Annotated in this window: 12 protein-coding genes and 2 pseudogenes; 7 read left to right on the plus strand and 7 right to left on the minus strand. The window is 43.8% G+C overall.

Annotation, left to right across the window (positions count from 1 at the left end):
• Positions 1-58: 58 nt before the first annotated feature.
• Genes napA through napF form a run of 3 tightly spaced genes read right to left on the minus strand, consistent with a single transcriptional unit; the run spans position 59 to position 3353 of the window.
• Positions 59-2548, minus strand: coding sequence for a periplasmic nitrate reductase subunit alpha (gene napA / locus AB4323_RS08780; RefSeq protein WP_017062613.1), 2490 nt, complete (start codon positions 2546-2548; stop codon positions 59-61).
• On the minus strand, positions 2545-2850 hold the full coding sequence (locus AB4323_RS08785; RefSeq protein WP_017062612.1) for a chaperone NapD: 306 nt from the start codon (positions 2848-2850) through the stop codon (positions 2545-2547). The genes napA and AB4323_RS08785 overlap by 4 nt, the downstream gene beginning before the upstream one ends.
• Positions 2851-2873: 23 nt before the next feature.
• Positions 2874-3353 carry a ferredoxin-type protein NapF gene (napF, locus tag AB4323_RS08790; protein ID WP_017062611.1) on the minus strand — a complete coding sequence of 160 codons (480 nt, stop codon included), beginning with the start codon at positions 3351-3353 and terminating at the stop codon, positions 2874-2876.
• A 253-nt stretch (positions 3354-3606) separates the two neighbouring features.
• Between napF and narQ the strand changes: the two genes are divergently transcribed.
• Entirely contained in the window at positions 3607-5337 is a 1731-nt protein-coding gene (gene narQ, locus AB4323_RS08795) for a nitrate/nitrite two-component system sensor histidine kinase NarQ (RefSeq protein WP_017062610.1), read from the plus strand.
• Positions 5324-5956, plus strand: a complete 633-nt coding sequence (locus AB4323_RS08800) for a response regulator (protein WP_017062609.1) — start codon at positions 5324-5326, stop codon at positions 5954-5956. Before narQ ends, AB4323_RS08800 begins: the two co-directional genes overlap by 14 nt.
• A gap of 202 nt (positions 5957-6158) precedes the next feature.
• Here AB4323_RS08800 and dcuC read toward each other — a convergent pair whose 3' ends face one another.
• The 3 genes and pseudogenes from dcuC to AB4323_RS08815 form a co-directional block, all read right to left on the minus strand.
• Entirely contained in the window at positions 6159-7526 is a 1368-nt protein-coding gene (dcuC, locus tag AB4323_RS08805; protein ID WP_372152203.1) for an anaerobic C4-dicarboxylate transporter DcuC, read from the minus strand.
• Between the two features lie 466 nt (positions 7527-7992).
• Positions 7993-8439 (minus strand): hypothetical protein, encoded by a 447-nt coding sequence (locus AB4323_RS08810; RefSeq protein WP_372135346.1) that lies wholly within the window; start codon positions 8437-8439, stop codon positions 7993-7995.
• A gap of 52 nt (positions 8440-8491) precedes the next feature.
• Positions 8492-9186, minus strand: a pseudogene (locus tag AB4323_RS08815) (transcriptional regulator).
• A gap of 356 nt (positions 9187-9542) precedes the next feature.
• On the opposite strand from AB4323_RS08815, the pseudogene AB4323_RS08820 reads away from it, so the two are divergent.
• From AB4323_RS08820 to AB4323_RS08840, 5 genes and pseudogenes are all read left to right on the plus strand, one after another.
• Positions 9543-10076, plus strand: a pseudogene (locus AB4323_RS08820) (lipase); the annotation flags it as partial.
• Between the two features lie 59 nt (positions 10077-10135).
• A complete protein-coding gene (locus AB4323_RS08825) occupies positions 10136-10327 on the plus strand; it encodes a hypothetical protein (RefSeq protein ID WP_372135347.1) in 192 nt (63 codons plus the stop codon).
• Positions 10317-11426 (plus strand): OmpP1/FadL family transporter, encoded by a 1110-nt coding sequence (locus AB4323_RS08830; protein ID WP_372152205.1) that lies wholly within the window; start codon positions 10317-10319, stop codon positions 11424-11426. The genes AB4323_RS08825 and AB4323_RS08830 overlap by 11 nt, the downstream gene beginning before the upstream one ends.
• Before the next feature lie 168 nt (positions 11427-11594).
• Positions 11595-12917 (plus strand): efflux RND transporter periplasmic adaptor subunit, encoded by a 1323-nt coding sequence (locus AB4323_RS08835; RefSeq protein WP_372059112.1) that lies wholly within the window; start codon positions 11595-11597, stop codon positions 12915-12917.
• A complete protein-coding gene (locus AB4323_RS08840; RefSeq protein WP_372152207.1) occupies positions 12904-15981 on the plus strand; it encodes an efflux RND transporter permease subunit in 3078 nt (1025 codons plus the stop codon). Before AB4323_RS08835 ends, AB4323_RS08840 begins: the two co-directional genes overlap by 14 nt.
• 88 nt (positions 15982-16069) lie before the next feature.
• Here AB4323_RS08840 and AB4323_RS08845 read toward each other — a convergent pair whose 3' ends face one another.
• The gene (locus tag AB4323_RS08845) at positions 16070-16822 is read right to left on the minus strand and encodes a YdiY family protein (RefSeq protein WP_010430032.1); all 753 of its coding nucleotides are present in this window, start codon (positions 16820-16822) and stop codon (positions 16070-16072) included.
• Positions 16823-16901 lie beyond the last annotated feature (79 nt).

Raw genomic sequence — 16901 nt, forward strand, 5'->3', positions numbered from 1 at the left:
GCAGTCGCAATATTAAAAACGTCAGATCTACGAGCTAAGTGGTAAGAACATATTGTCCTTAAGCGACCTTAGTGATCTTAACTGGACACTTCTTGTAATCCGTCTGTTTAGACAGAGGATCCGTTGCATCCAAGATCAACTTGTTGATCAGAATTCTTGCATCAAAGAATGGTACGAATACCAAGCCTTGTGGTGGACGGTTACGACCACGAGTTTCAACACGAACGCGTACTTCACCACGTTTGTTTTCGATAAGAACTTCATCACCACGGCGAAGACCACGAGCTTTAGCATCAGCAGGGTGGATGTAACAAAGTGCATCCGGTACTGCTTTGTAAAGTTCTGGTACACGACGAGTCATAGTACCTGTGTGCCAGTGCTCAAGAACACGACCTGTACATAGCCACATATCGTATTCATCGTTTGGTACTTCAGGTGGCGCTTCGTATGGTGCATTGATGATCAGTGCTTTACCATCTGGTTTGCCGTAGAAGTCCCAATCAGAACCTTTCTTAGCATATGGATCTGAACCTTCTTTAAAGCGCCATAGTGTCTCTTTACCGTCAACAACAGGCCAACGTAGACCACGAACTTGGTGGTAGCGATCGTATGGTGCTAAATCGTGACCGTGGCCGCGACCAAAGGCTGCGTATTCTTCGAATAGACCTTTTTGAACGTAGAAACCTTGAGCTTGTGCATCGTCGTTAAGCTCTTGAGCTTCAGACAGTGGGAATGCATCAACGTTGCCGTTTTTGTAAAGCACGTCGTACATGGTTTTGCCACGGTACTCAGGCATTTTCGCAACCAGTTCTTCACCCCAAACTTCTTCAATAGTGAAGCGCTTAGAGAATTCCATGATTTGCCATAGGTCAGACTTAGCTTCACCTACAGTTTTCACTTGTTGGTACCATGCTTGTGTACGACGCTCTGCGTTACCGTAAGCGCCTTCTTTCTCAATCCACATTGCTGTTGGAAGGATGAGGTCAGCCGCTTGAGCTGTTGCCGTTGGGTACGGGTCAGAACATACAATGAAGTTATCTGGGTTACGGTAACCTGGCAGACGTTCAGTGTTGATGTTTGGACCCGCTTGCATGTTGTTGTTACACATTACCCAGTAAGCGTTGATTTTACCGTCTTTCAACATACGGTCTTGAAGAACAGCGTGAGCGCCGGGTACCGGTGGAATGGTGCCTTCTGGAAGTTTCCAGATATCTTCTGCAATTTTACGGTGTTTAGGGTTAGCAACCACCATATCGGCAGGTAAACGGTGAGCGAATGTACCAACTTCACGCGCTGTACCACACGCTGACGGTTGGCCAGTTAGTGAGAATGGGCTGTTACCTGGAGTAGAAATCTTACCTGTAAGAAGGTGGATGTTGTATACAAGGCTGTTCATCCATACGCCACGAGTATGTTGGTTCATACCCATAGTCCAAAGTGACATTACTTTGATGTTTGGATCGGCATATTGCTTAGCCAGCTTGATAAGGTCTTCTTGAGATACACCTGACATTTCAGACGCTTTCTCAACTGTGTATTCAGCAACAGACGCTTTGTAGTCTTCGAAAGAGATAGCAGTCATTTCGCCTGAGTTAGGGTTTGCGGCTGCTTTCTGTAGTGGATCATCGTCACGCAGACCGTAACCGATGTCTGTCGTTGCTTGCTTGAAGTTCGTGTGCTTGTTCACGAAGTCCCAGTTAACCGCATCGTTTTGGATGATGTAGTTTGCGATGAAGTTTGCGATCGCAAGGTCAGACTGAGGGTTGAAGATGTAACCCGTGTCTGCAAGCTCGAAAGAACGGTGGTAGTAAGTAGACAGTACGTTTACTTTAACGTGTGGGTGGCTTAGACGACGGTCTGTAATACGAGTCCATAGTACTGGGTGCATTTCTGCCATGTTTGAACCCCACAGTACGAATGCGTCTGCGTGTTCAAAGTCATCGTAACAACCCATTGGCTCATCAATACCGAAAGTGCGCATGAAGCCTACTACAGCAGAAGCCATACAGTGACGAGCGTTTGGATCTATGTTGTTTGAACGGAAACCCGCTTTCATCATCTTAACGGCTGCGTAGCCTTCCATTACTGTCCATTGGCCTGAACCGAACATACCAACACCTGTTGGACCGTTCTTCTTCAGTGAAGCTTTCCATTTCTCAGCCATCACGTCGAACGCTTTGTCCCAAGATACGGGTGCGAAATCACCATCTTTATGGAACTCACCATCTTTCATACGAAGAAGAGGTTGTTCTAGACGGTCTTTGCCGTACATGATTTTTGAAAGGAAGTAGCCTTTGATACAGTTAAGGCCTTTGTTTACAGGAGCTTCTGGATCGCCTTGAGTCGCAACCACTTTACCGTTTTGAGTACCTACTAGTACTGAACAGCCCGTACCACAAAAACGACAAGGCGCTTTATCCCACGTGATTTTTGTTTGATCAGAGCTAGCGATCAGGTTGGTTGCTGTTGCCGGTAGTGTTACACCTGCAACGGCTGCCGCTGATGCAGCTGCGTTTGCTTTCACAAACGCACGTCTTGTCATTTTCATACTTCACCCTCAAGTTGAGAATTGTTGCTTCCAGTTTCTAAATCCGTTTCGTCGAGTCCAGTTTCGATTTGGTGATAAACCAAAGCTGTCCCCAAAACGTTCTTAATGTTGTTTATTGCTTCGATGGTGTCCGTTACAAAACCTTGGTTTTCAGTTTCTAGGACCACGATGATTTTGCCTTCAGGGCTATCTCCGTAGATTTCAGCGTTATCGAATTGATCGATCTCCGCTTTGATCTCATTTAGATGCTCAGGGCTCACATGCACGACTAAACTTGATATATGCACTTCATTTAGTGCCATAAATTGCTCTCGTTATTTTTGTTTTATGCATTACTCACAAGAATAGCCGAAGTAGGGCAAATTGCTACGCAGGCCCCACAACCGCTACACTCATCTAACTCGATTTTTGGTAGAGCAACACTGCCTGCTCTAAGTTCAAATTGAATGGCCATAGGTTCACACATGTCACCACAGCTTCGGCATTCAACATTTTGTTGCGCTAAACACTTATCAGAGATTTGTGCTTTTGCTTGCCAAGGCTCTCCTTGCTTTGGCTTAAAAATGGGTTCGGGACAAACATCTGCACATTGATAGCAGAACGTACACTCATCAATAGAGAAATCTACAGTGGGAAAACCACCATCGCCTACAATGATTATCTTAGTCTCACAACTCTCGATGCATTTACCGCAGCGAGTACAGTCATCTGTAAAGCTTTCTAGGCTGTCAATCCAAGGCAAACGAATCTGGCTTGAGTCAACTTTTCGTCTTGAAAAAAGACGGCGTTTTGATAGATCTACCACTAGATACCTATAGATGTTACTAAGATGTTGTAATTGTAGGTCATTATTCTATTAATATCTTGTAATGAGTCCTCACAAGTAGTGTAGTTTTAGAAACAATTGTATAAATACCCCCTAAGGGCTAATTGGGGGCATATATTGTCTTAGATCAATAAATTACGGAGCGAGTGATCACATATTGAATGGAGCTATGATTTTTGATGTGTGACAATACGATATCGCTGGCAAGTCATTTATCAATAGGAAGGCACTTTTGCTTATAAAACCGGTTTCATCTGTAACAAGTACGATAGCAAAATCTTTGCTCTCTATACTGCTGTTGTCGGTTGCTACGACTGGCTTTGCCATTTTTACTTTGGCTTCAAGTTTGAATGATGCGGAAGCGGTTAACGTGGCCGGTTCAATGCGAATGCAAAGCTACCGTTTAGCCCATGATATTCAAATAGAATCTGTCGATTATGAATCTCATATTCGTGAATTCGAAAGTTCTCTTTACTCGCCATCCATGACTAATTTGGTCAGTTGGAATGTTCCGACAGACATCACAGAAGATTACTATTTAATTATCGGCCGTTGGCATGAGCTAAAACAGGTCTTGAATAGCGAAGAGCGCGATCACTATCTCGTGTTGGTTGAAAACTTCGTGGCTGAAATCGATGGCTTCGTTTATAAGCTGCAAGAGTTCTCTGAAGACAAGTTAATAAAGTTAGCGTGGGCTGGTGGTATCGGCCTTGGTGGGATTCTGGTCATATCTCTTTTTGTTGTTCACTTTGTACGTAAACAGGTTGTTAAACCGCTACATGCTCTTGTCGGTGCGAGCCAAAGAATCAAAAACAGCGACTTCGAGGTAGAACTCAAGGTGACCAGTAACAACGAAATGGGCATTTTGACCAAAACCTTCAACTCGATGGCCAAAGATTTAGGCGTGCTTTATCGAAACCTTGAAGATGTGGTGGATGCAAAGACGATTGAGCTGCAAAATGCGAACCAGTCGCTGCAGGCACTTTATAACTCGTCACAAGAGCTCACGGTGACGCGTATTGCTCCTGAAAACTTCCGAGCTATCTTGCAGCATCTCGTGAGCTTGGAAGGGATTGGATCACTGAGGCTCGAGATTGTCGATAACTCAGGCCGTTCATTGATTATGGATGAAGGTTACGATTCGAATTTAGACTACGAAAAGTTTGAGATGAAACTCGACGATAACGAACTTATTCTCGGCTATTTATACTGTTCATATCACCACGGGCACTCAACTAAAGCTCTGATCGAAAGCTTCATTCAACTGCTATCGAGAGCGATCTACTACAATCGTGCTCAAAAGAAAGCTGAACAGCTTATTATCATGGAAGAGCGTGCCACGATTGCACGTGAACTCCACGATTCATTGGCTCAATCACTGTCGTACTTGAAAATTCAAGTTACACTATTAAAGCGTGTGATTGGCAAACTGCCAGAGCAACAGCACCGAGAGCAATCTGAACAAATCGCGTCTGAGATCGGAAACGGCTTAGCCGACGCTTATACCCAGTTAAGAGAGCTACTCACCACATTTAGGTTGACCATTAAAGAGGGCAACTTTGGAGACGCCTTAAGTACCATGCTTGAGGCGCTCAGCGAGAGAACCGATGCGAAGATTAACCTCACTAATAATCTCTCATCGATCGAGCTTGATGCGCATAGTCAGGTTCACTTGCTTCAATTGATTCGTGAAGCAACAATAAATGCAATAAAACACGCCAATGCCGACTTGATAGATGTATGCTGTATCGATGAGGACGGTGAAGTATTAGTCGTGATAAAAGATAATGGAGATGGCTTTGACTCAAGTAGTTCCAAGGTGAACCACTACGGGATGAGCATTATGCAGGAGCGTGCGGCAAGACTGAATGGCGACTTGACGATTGAAGCGGCGCAAGGTGAAGGCTGTACAGTCATATTGAAATATAAAAGTTTGAAGGAAGTTAAAGTTGACGATTTGTAAAGTAATGCTGGTTGATGATCATCCATTGATGCGCAGAGGTATAAGCCAATTACTGAGCTTTGAAGACGAATTCGAAGTGATTGCAGAAGCAAGTAACGGCACTGAAGCGGTTGCTCTTGCTCATGAAGAAGAACCTGATTTGATCCTTTTGGATCTCAATATGAAGGGCATGTCTGGTTTAGATACCTTGAAAGCACTTCGCACTGACGGTTCTAGCGCAAACATTGTTATTCTAACGGTTTCTGATAGCCCTGCAGACATTGAAGCGATTGTAAAAGCAGGCGCTGATGGCTACTTGTTGAAAGACACTGAACCCGATGAGTTAATTGAACTGCTTAAGCAAGCACACAGCGGTGACAAGGCTTACAGCAGTGTGGTTGCTCGTTACCTAAATGATGCTGGAAGCCGCAATGATATCTTCGAACAACTGACTGAACGCGAAATGCAGATCCTTCAAGAAGTCGCGAAAGGTTACCGCAATAAGCAGATCGCTGATCACCTGTTCATTTCTGAATCGACAGTTAAGGTACATATGAAGAGTCTACTGAAAAAGCTGCAAGTGCCTTCCCGTACCGCTGCCACGGTTCTGTATCTAGAACGCTATGGTGAAATGAAGTAGGGCTTGTTCCTTTGAGATAACACTATTTCAAGCCTGACTGTTTATACATTTTGTACATGTCTCGATAGTTTTAACGATGTTGAGAAAGTGACATTAAAAAAGGCGCTGAACTTATTAAGTTCAGCGCCTTTTTGTTTACGCATTTTATATTCAGTATTGGTGTTCGTTTGTTCTTCGTTCTTTGAGATTAGAAACTTAAGGCTTACGCCGACATTGGAACCAATACAAGCGTACCGAAGATAACCGTAATAAGACCACAGATTACGGGTACAGACGTACGTTTTACGACTTCAAATGGGCTGATTTTACCCATACCAGAAGTCGCTACGATTACGCCAGATACTGGTGAAATTGTACGACCTAGGTTCGATGCTTGAAGCATTGGGATGATTAGGAACGCTGGGTTCAAGCCCATTTTCGCAGCAAGTGACGGAGCCAGTTCTACGAATGCATAGAATGGCGCGTTACCAGAACCTGTCGCGATAGCAGCAGCAACTGTTAGACCAGTCAGGATAAGCATTAATGCGATACCGCCAGCGCCAGCTGATTCAGCAAGGCCGATTAGGTTATCAATTGCACCGATAGACATTAGGCCCTGAGCAAATACACCCGCCGCAACCAACAGCATTACTACGCCTTTAAATGCTTCGGCCATACCTTGGTAGCAAGAATCTAGGTCTTCTAGTGTTTTTTCGCCGTCAAACTTCTTCACAACGTAATCGATAACAGCGCCCACGAAAATTGAACCTACTACGATGGTGTAGATATCAAGTGAAAGGCCCGGAATGGTACGACCGTTGAATAGAAATACTCCAAAAATAGGTAAGAATGGAAGAGCAGCATAAAAAGCCGGCGCATTCGTTTCAATTTCTGAAACGTCTACTTTTTCCATTGGCGTGTTTTCTTTCTTATCTAGGTATTTGTTCCAGAAGAAAGCCGCACCCGCCATCACGATGATCGCACAGATAGAAACAGGCAGTACCGTTTGAACAGCAAACATATCAAGAGACATACCTGATTTTTCTGCTGCGATAACCACATCACCCGACGTTGGTGAAAGAATGATTGCTGCAGGTGATGCACAAACCGCCACCGCTGCTGGACGAGAAATACCCATTGCCGTCATCATTGGGAATAGGGTCGCCATCAATAGCACGCCAAGGCCTGTTGCAGAACTTACTGCTAGAGACATTAGACACGCTACGATGTAAGCCGCAACAAGAAGTACGTATGGAGATTTGATAGCAGCAAGCGGTTTAGAGAATTGTTTTACTACCACATTGTTTGCGCCGATATGCGTCATGTAAGAAGCAAAGCCACAAAGAAGCATGATTTGCATGCCTAGGCCGCCTCCACGGTACTGAAGCATGTACTTAACGAATTCTAGTGAGTCGGTAACCATGTTACCTGTTGAAGCGACCTTAGCGGGTAAGACTGTGTGACCTATAAGGCCAGTAATAAGAAGTAGGGCAAGGCCAGCTGTCAGTAATACACCTGCCGCTTTATAGCCTTTCACAATAAAGTAACCAACAGCGATAGTAATCACTAATCCGATCAAGAGCTCTAACATAGAAATCTCCACAAAGTTTAAAAAAATATAAGAAAGTGTTTCAGAATATGACAATGAATGTACAGAAAACTGCACTGTGGCACGAGGCATAGTTGAGGTTGATATGATCTAAGACAAACATTTTCTTTGATGTTAATTGTGGTTGTAAATCATGAACAACTACTGTTGTTTAGATGTTAATAAACAAATTATCTATCTCAATAGAATATAACTTGGATCACCTTTATAGTGAGGAGTTGTATACAGAGGTGTGGATTTATAAATCTATGACTTTTGGAGCCTAACGTGCAGAACTAAAAAGAAGTGTGTATTTTTACATGATATCGGATTAATTTATGAACTGATGCCTACTGGGAATGGAAAGTTAAGTAGGCTTCAGCGAGAGTTGAATTGATGTGGAAATGCATAGCTCCTAACGTATTGGCTTAAGTACAGCTACTGACCGAAATAGTTGATAGTTAAACGATTAGTTAATGTTCAATTCAGGATCTACATTCGAGTAAGTGGGCAGGTCGGCGCATATCACTTTTTTACAAAAGTGAATCATTCCGCGCTGAGTGACCAATAATAATTCATCATTATTTAGTGGGATATAAGCCATGGCATCTGAAGAAAGCACTGCACCTTCACTGATCATCACCTTTTCGTAAAATGTGAGCTCTCTATTTGGTATGATTTGTTCATGTTGAGTCTCGTCTAAAGAAATGTCGTGTTGGGTTACCACGTAAGTACCTGACGACGCAAAGCCAGCTTCTTTCGTAGAGACATATAACAATTCATAGCTGTTATTCTTCTTAAACTCGATATTAACGGCAGCTTGATTATAAATGACTTTTTCTTGTGGGTTGACCACCGAGGCTGTGTTGGATAAATAATGATCTTTAAGATAACTTTGAGGAATAAAGGTTGTCATCTATCCGGCCATAATACCGATTATGGCGATTGCAACGAAGATCTGTTTTTCTTTATTCACAAGTCACTCCTTTAAATTCACTCGGGAAGCTCAGAGATTTTCCTGAATTATCGATGATGATTTTTTTTCCCTTATATTCGTAAAGCGTCACGTTGAATAACTCATTAAAAGTGAACTCGTCGGATTCGATTTTACAAGAGATAAAATGTTGACCCACGAGATCTTCGCCTAGGCTATTTCTATCTAAATAAGAAAACAGATAATGGGATAAACCTGCAGCCACTACAAATAATGCAACCAGTGCTAACACACTGTTTGTTTTTTTCGTAGCGGCCGTTGTCTCGGTTGGTGATCTTTCTGGCGCTGTGTTGTCTTCAGGTTGTTTCGTTTCTTGTATTGGTTGCGATTGAACTATACGCAGCGCGCGTTCTTTGTCTTGTGTCACTTGTCCTGCAAATCGGTAGCCTTTACCGCGCTCAGTGACGATGATCATCCCCCTCTTATCTTCTAACGCTTTTCGGCAAATCGAGATGGTTTGCATTAGGCTGCCATCTTCAACGTAGATACCTTTAGACACCCACACTTGTTCAATAAGAACTTGGCGCGTGTGGGTCTCGAGATAAAAAACTTAAGTAGCTCTGATTCGTTAGAACCTATTGGGTACGTACGACCTGTCTTAAAGTGATGGATTTCACTCTCTTCTAAATTGACCTGTATATCATCATTGATAATAAATTCAGCAGACATCTGGGTTCTCATTGTTATAAGCGTTCTCACTTAAATATAACAAATACCACTATAAATATAAACTCACTCACTTTGTCTTATTTTATGTTTAAATAATTGAATTTGTTTGATTATCCCTCTTTTCATATTCCCTTATAAACCTTTTTGAGGTTGTTTAATGTGGTTTCAGGTGCTTGCCGCCAGTCGCTATTAGATCATTAACGGGTGACGCTGATTTAGTGGGTGTGGGTTAACTGCTCAAATTTCTTACGTAGTTTTATCAACGTGTCATTCCAACTCTGTGTTGCCTTGCTCTCTACGAATAAAAGTCGAGCTTACCTCCGACTCAATCGGCAATTCAAATAACGATAAATCGCATGACCACACCAGTTAAATGCGAAAGCTACGAAGGAGCTGTTTTGAAAGATTTCAATAAGCCGTATATATGTGGACTAATTACGCTTGCCTTACTCGGCTGTCAGTCTGAAGACTCGGCTCAAGATGCCGTATTGATATTGGTTCCCTACAACATTAATGAATTACCAAAACCGAACGATGGTTATGGGTATGACGAGGATGGAACAATATCCGGTGTCGGTGAAGACGTTGTCGTAATGTCATCGACTAACGACGCGTATTATCAGGACTACAACAACTCATACGCAGCCCTAGACGGTTGGGGACTTTGTGCAGAACCGATTTTGATTCCTCTAAAAAGTGTTAATTCTGATAAACGTTATCCACTCAATAACGAAACCTTAGCCGGGAATGTTGTATTAATTGATGAAATAACAGGTGATGAAGTTGACACTCAAATATCGGCCGATGGTTCCAATATAATTATTCAGTGCGAATCAGGATTAAAAGAGGGGACGACTTATTCGATCGTTGTTACTGACGGGGTACAAAGCGTGATCAGATCGAACTCGGTGGAGTCATAAGAACGACAACCGGTGGACACGGTACGTATTTGTTTCCTTATGAAGGCCCCGTTGATGAAAATGGCCTACCGGGTATGCCTGGCGAAAATATGTCAGATGTACGTGAAGCCGTGACAACCCAACAGTTAGCTGTTGCTTCGATGGTGATGACTGACGGTTCGCTTGTTGTCATTAATAACGAAGATCATATCGAAACAGAGGTGCCTCAAAATGAAGAATAAACTTTTTTTGGGCACTGCAGTTGCTCTTGTTCCTTGCCTGATTAACGCGGCCGGTTTTCAACTTAACGCACAGTCCGTAACAGGGTTAGGTCGTGCATTCGCGGGTGATGCTGTTATGGCCGATAGTGTGGCAATTGTGTCTAATGTTAGCTACACGCCAATGATTGGTGATACTGAAATGTTGGATGACCAATCATTAGACGCAGGGACATTAGTTCCAAACATTCATTATGTTCATCCTATCGAGGGTTCGAAGTTCACTCTGGGTGCGACGGTTCATTCTAACTTTGGTACCGACGTCGAATTTGATAACTCGTTCGAAGCGGATGAGTTTGGAGGCAAAACGGCGCTTTCCAGTATCAATGTTGGCTTCGCTGTCGCTTATGAGATCTCTGAAAAGCTCAACTTAGGTGTTGGTATTGATGTTATCTACGGTGAAGGTGAAATTTCGCGTCAAGGTTTACTCGGTGTTGATGCTGATGGATTTGGCTTGGGCGCCAATATTGGTGCTACCTATCAAGTTAATGAGAATAACAAATTTGGTATTTCCTATCGTTACAGCCCAGATATCGAAGTGGAAGGTAACATTACCAAAGGCGGTGTCCCTGCCGACAAGATGAACGTACCTCTACCAGACACTCTAGAGTTTTCCGGTTGGCACCAGCTCAACGAACAGTGGGCTTTTCACTACAGCCTGCAATGGGTGAATTGGTCTGAATTTGACTCGCTAACATCTGACTCTTATGACGACTCTATTAAAGAGTATCAATGGAAAGATGCAGGACATGTTTCTGTCGGTGGTACATACAGCATGTCGAAAGACATCGTTCTACGAGCGGGTTACATGTACGACATTTCCCCAACTGACGAACTCACATCGCTCTCTATTCCTGATGTTAACCGTCACTGGCTCACGGTCGGAGGGACATATAACTTCACCAATGCCAGTTCTGTGGACGTTGGAGTCGGATTTATCATCGGAGAATTACAAGATATTGACGAAAACCTGACGACGATTCCAGGAACGAGTTCCAATATAACTGCTGATGTGACTGCCGATGCTCTCTTGCTTGGTGTTCAATATCAACATCGTTTTTAACTTTTACTTTGGAGTTCAGAACGTAAAAATTTAGGAATCATATAAAAATTGTAGGGCTCGACAGTGAGTTGAGCCCTTTTCTCATTATTAGCTGTTTTAGCATTATTTAAATAGCTGCTTAGAAAAACGTTTTAATTCAGACGAATTCAACGGTTATGGTTATTAAAAATGAAATTTACAAAGCTTAGTAAAACAATCTGTTTGGCACTGTTTGCCTTACATATCTCTCCATCGTTTGCCCAAGACTCAAACTTGATTCCTGTGACTATCGAAAAAGCGCACAAACAAGCATTCACATCTTCAATCAACGAGGTTGGCAAAATCAGGGCAACGGATTCTGCTGCATTGACATTCAGTGCCTCCGACAAAATTCTCAACATCCATTTCAAAGATGGAGATTCAGTTAAAAAAGGCGAGTTGATCGCTCAACTGGACAATACCAAAGCGAAAGCCGATTTAGACAAAGCAAGAAGCTCTCTAGCGTTAGCAAAGTCGAAATTAAAGCGAGTACAAGAATTACTAAAGAAACAGCCTGACTCTATGTCTCAACAAGATGTGGAAGAACTGGGCGAACAGGCGAACCTAGCCGCAGCTGATTTCCGTCAGAAAGAAGCGCTGATGAATGACTATTTATTGGTAGCACCATTTGATGGGCAGTTAACTAACTTCACCCACTCAGTGGGCAGTAAGATTGATAGCGCAACCGCGTTGGTGAGTTTGATTAAACTCGATCCTGTCGAAGTTCAGTATTCCATTGGACAATCGGATTTAGGCAACGCAAAACTTGGGCAGAATGTCTCTATCCAAGTTGATGCTTTTGTCGATGAAGCGTTTTCTGGTGTGGTGGATTACATTGCCCCCACGGTTGATGAGAGTTCAGGTCGCGTAGAAGTACACGCGCACGTGACCAATCCAGATCATCGCTTAGTTCCGGGCATGTTTGCCAAAGTAAGCCAAATGACGAGCGAAGACACGACTCAAATGGTGGTTTCCCAAAATTCCGTTCAAGCAAAAAATACACAACGTTTTGTATGGATTGTGAATGGCGAAAAAATCGAGCAACGCATTGTTGAATTGGGCGTGAATACTAACGATGGGTATGTCGTTGTAGAAAGCGGATTGAAACTGGGTGATCAGGTCGTAGTGACGGGACAGCAGAACCTAAAGAAAGCGTCTCTAGTTAAGGTAATGAACCCTAATGCGGAGCAGAAAACGGTTGAGTTAATAACGGAGCCGGTAGATAAAGTGGTCACTAAGCAGACCGTTAAGCCCGAGGTAGAAAAGACCGAAACACAGATTGATGAAGCACATCCGGTTGAGCCTTCGGTTGATTGGACGGAAGCAACAAAAGGTGTAGACGAAGCGGTCAACGAAAATAACGAGCGTGCGGAAACTAATGCGGCCGCTGAGCAATCATCGAGCGAAATCCAAAGCCAGGAAACTCACAGCAAGGAAGCCGTAACAAAGGAGAATCTGAATGAAGCTTCCTGAGATTTGTATCAAGCACCCTGTGTTTGCGTCTGTTCTGAGCATCACCATTGTTTTGCTTGGGCTTTTGTCGTTTCAAAAGCTCTCAATCCAATACTTTCCAGAACATAAAACACCGTCAGCAACGGTAACGGCTGCGATCAATGGCGCTAGTGCTGAGTTCATGTCGCGCAATGTGGCAGATAAACTCATTACTGCTGCAACGGGCCTCGACAGCGTGAAAACCATGACGACGGACTGTCAGGAAGGCACGTGTAATCTAAAAATCATCTTTGAAGATGACATCAATGACGTCGAATACACTAGCTTGATGAACAACCTGCGTAGCAGCGTCGAAGCGATTGGTGATTTCCCGCCGAGTATGACGGATAAGCCAACGGTCACGGATGACTCTTCTGACACCAGTATGCCGAGTAACATCATCACGTTTGTGAATACTGGCAAGATGTCTAAGCAAGACATGTACGACTACATTAGTCAGCAAGTCGTGCCTCAATTTAAGCACATCCAAGGTGTGGGTGGTATTTGGGGACCGTATGGTGGCAGCGAGAAGGCGGTGCGTGTTTGGTTGGAACCGGATCGCATGATGGCGCTCAATATGAGTGCATCCGATGTTGTTGGAACATTGAGCTCATACAATGCAACGTTTACCGCAGGTACCATCAAGGGGCAGGTGCGAGATTTCTCCATCAACCCAGTAAACCAAGTAACCAGCGTTGATGATGTACGAGACTTGGTGGTTCGTGTTGATAACGGCAAGATCATTCGTATAGGTGATATTGCTGAAGTCAAAATGGGTGAGGAGAGCCTTACACCAAGTATTCTGCGTGTAGATGACAACCTAGCAATGTCGATTCAGGTGTTACCGCTAAAAAGTGAAAACCCAGTTACAGTTGCGAATAAAGTTAAGAAACAAATTGATGTGATTCAGCCTCAGTTGCCAGAAGGCATTGAGATGAAGATGGTTTATAACCAAGCTGATTTCATTAAAACGGCAATTGATGAAGGCTTCATGACTTTAGTTGAAGCGATTGTTCTGGTTTCAGCAGTGGTGGTTCTGTTCCTTGGATCTTTTCGAGTTGCTTCAATTCCGATTATCACTATTCCTGTGTGCGTAATAGGCGTATTTGCCGTCATGCATTTACTTGGGTTTAGCATCAACGTACTGACGATTCTGGCGATCATTCTCGCCATTGGTTTGGTGGTTGATGATGCGATTGTTGTGGCTGAAAACTGCTACCGCCATATCGAAGAGGGTGAAACGCCGTTCAATGCTGCAATTAAAGGGTGTCGAGAGATCGTCTTCCCAGTGATTGCGATGACGCTAACTTTGGCGGTTGTTTACTTACCAATTGGCTTGATGGCTGGCTTAACCGCCGATCTATTCAGGCAGTTCGCGTTCACACTTGCTGCAGCGGTGATCATTTCTGGATTTGTGGCGTTAACGCTCTCACCAATGATGAGTGCTTACTTAATGAAGCCAGTATCAACCCCGGCGAAGTGGTATCAAAAGGTTGATGCGAAACTCAATGTGTTATCGGATTTATACACCAAAGAGCTAGGGAAATGGTTTGATCGTAAGGCTCTGATGAGTGGTATTGCTTTAGTGCTGATCGCTTTATCGGCCTTAGCGGTTTGGACAATGCCTCAAGTGTTGCTTCCAACGGAAGATACTGGTTTTGTTGAGGTCACTTCAACGCCTCCTACAGGAGTCGGACGTCAGTATCACCTAGACAACAACGAGCAACTCAACAGTGTGTTCAAAGGTGATAATTCAGTAGAAGCGAATTTATCTTACATCGAAGGGACTCCGACCAATCACGTTTTATTGAAATCATGGGGCGAGCGTGACCAGTCAGCTGATGAGTTGGTGAACGAGTTTATCGCTAAAGCGCAAAGTTCGGTCTCTGCTTATGGCATGTCTTTCAAGGTTCGCTCGGCTGATAACTTGAACATTGCCACTAATATGATCCTAGAGTTAACGACGGTTAACCGTGATACCACCGTATTGTCGGAAACGGCGAATGAGGTGGTGGAGGCGCTTGAGAGTTATGAGGGCGTGACCAACATTAAAAATTCGATGTTGCGTGACCAATTGCGTTATGACTTGTCGATTAACCGCAATGCTATCGTATTGTCTGGTGTGGATTACAGTAATGTCACCAATGCGCTATCTACTTTCTTAGGATCAGTGAAAGCGGCAGATCTACAAGCGGATGATGGCTATACGTACCCAATTCAAGTTCAAGTAAATCTTAGTGATCTTGGCGATTTCAAGGTGCTCGATAAGCTGTACGTGGATTCACAGTCGGGTCAAAGGCTTCCTTTATCTCAGTTTGTATCAATCAAGCAAGTGACATCGGAATCTAATTTCAAGACGTTCATGGGTAAAGACAGTGCTGAAATCACCGCGGACTTGATGCCCGGATATACGGCGAGCGACGTGAAGGCATACATTGATGACACGGTACCAAGTCTGTTGAAACCTGCTCAGAGCTACGAGTTCAATGGCGTAGTTAAAGACCTGGTTGATTCAACCGCGGGCGCACAAGTGCTGTTCGTATTGGCGTTGATTTTCATCTTCTTGATCTTGGCGGCGCAGTTTGAAAGCTTTGTTGACCCAATGATCATCTTGCTAACGGTTCCATTGTGTATTGTGGGCGCGATTTTGACGCTTTCGGTATTTGGTCAAAGCCTCAATATTTACTCGAAGATAGGATTGCTGACACTGGTTGGTCTCGTGACCAAACACGGTATTTTGCTGGTGGAGTTTGCCAACGAGAAACGCAAATCTGGCGCGAGTGCGAAAGAAGCGGCGATCAGCAGTGCACGTTCAAGGTTACGTCCAATCTTGATGACCTCACTGACGATGATCCTCGGTTCATTGCCATTGGCACTGGCGGATGGCCCGGGTTCCTTAGGTCGAATCAATATTGGTTTGGTTCTGGTCGGTGGCTTGTCTGTCGGAACTTTTTTCTCATTGTTCTTAGTGCCAGTCGCGTATGTCGGTATGGCGAACCTAAAGCAAATGGATTTGTTGACTCGATTGAGAACGAAACCAGCGTAGCGAGATGTTTTAGGTTTAGCTAGATACTTCAAGGCCCTCATTGTGAGGGCCTTTTGCTGTTGTGGGCTAGATTAAGTGAGGAGAGCGGTTAGAAATCGTAGTTGAGGTTCATTGAGCTGTAGATTTCGGCGTTACTTTGGTCTGATGCGACAGTGGTGTTGTAGATGTATTCTGTATCAAAAGTCAGCGCCAAATTGCCCATTAAGATGTTCTTTAGATAGCCTTTGAGGTTGTAATTGGTGTTCTCTTCACCGTAAGCCATGTTAGCCGTTGCCCCCATAGAAAACGTTTCTGTGATCGTCAAAGAGCCATCAACACTGGCATTCACGATCAGTTCATAGTTCTCTTTGTTCGGGAACTCTTCATCGGAGGATTGGCGTTGACTGATTCGGTAACCCGGACCAGCAGAGCCTTGAAGTTTGATTCTTTCAGTATCATAAAAGTGGCGACCCAATCCTGTAGCCGTTATAAATTGCTTACGATAAGTACCAAAGTGGTCGTGTTCAAAACGTGTTGTCGCGACCAAATAGGTGACTTCGTTCAAGTCATAGCTGATGCCATAGTTGGTGGTATAGCGATTGGTGCCGTCTTCATCGTTTTCAGCATCGGTATAGTAGGTATCAAACTGAACTCGTTGGCCCCAGTTCTCTTTTTTGTATCCAACAGAGATTCCAGAGTTGATCGACAAAGATGAGCTGGTGTTTTGTGAGTAGATAAACCCGAGTTTGGTCAGGGTTGTAAAAGGGGATGCTTGAGCTTCTTCTTGTAAGTCAGAACCTTCGCTTAATACGATGTCGCCCTCGAGTTCTACTTCTTCAACTTCTTCGGCAAATACGGGCATAGAGATAGCGATTAGAACTAAAGGTAGCTTTATTAAGGATCGTGTGTATGAAACTGTGTTGGTTAATGGGCGCGTTGTT

Origin of the sequence: Vibrio sp. 10N.261.52.C11 (assembly GCF_041471405.1) — a bacterium.
GTDB lineage: Bacteria > Pseudomonadota > Gammaproteobacteria > Enterobacterales > Vibrionaceae > Vibrio > Vibrio crassostreae_C.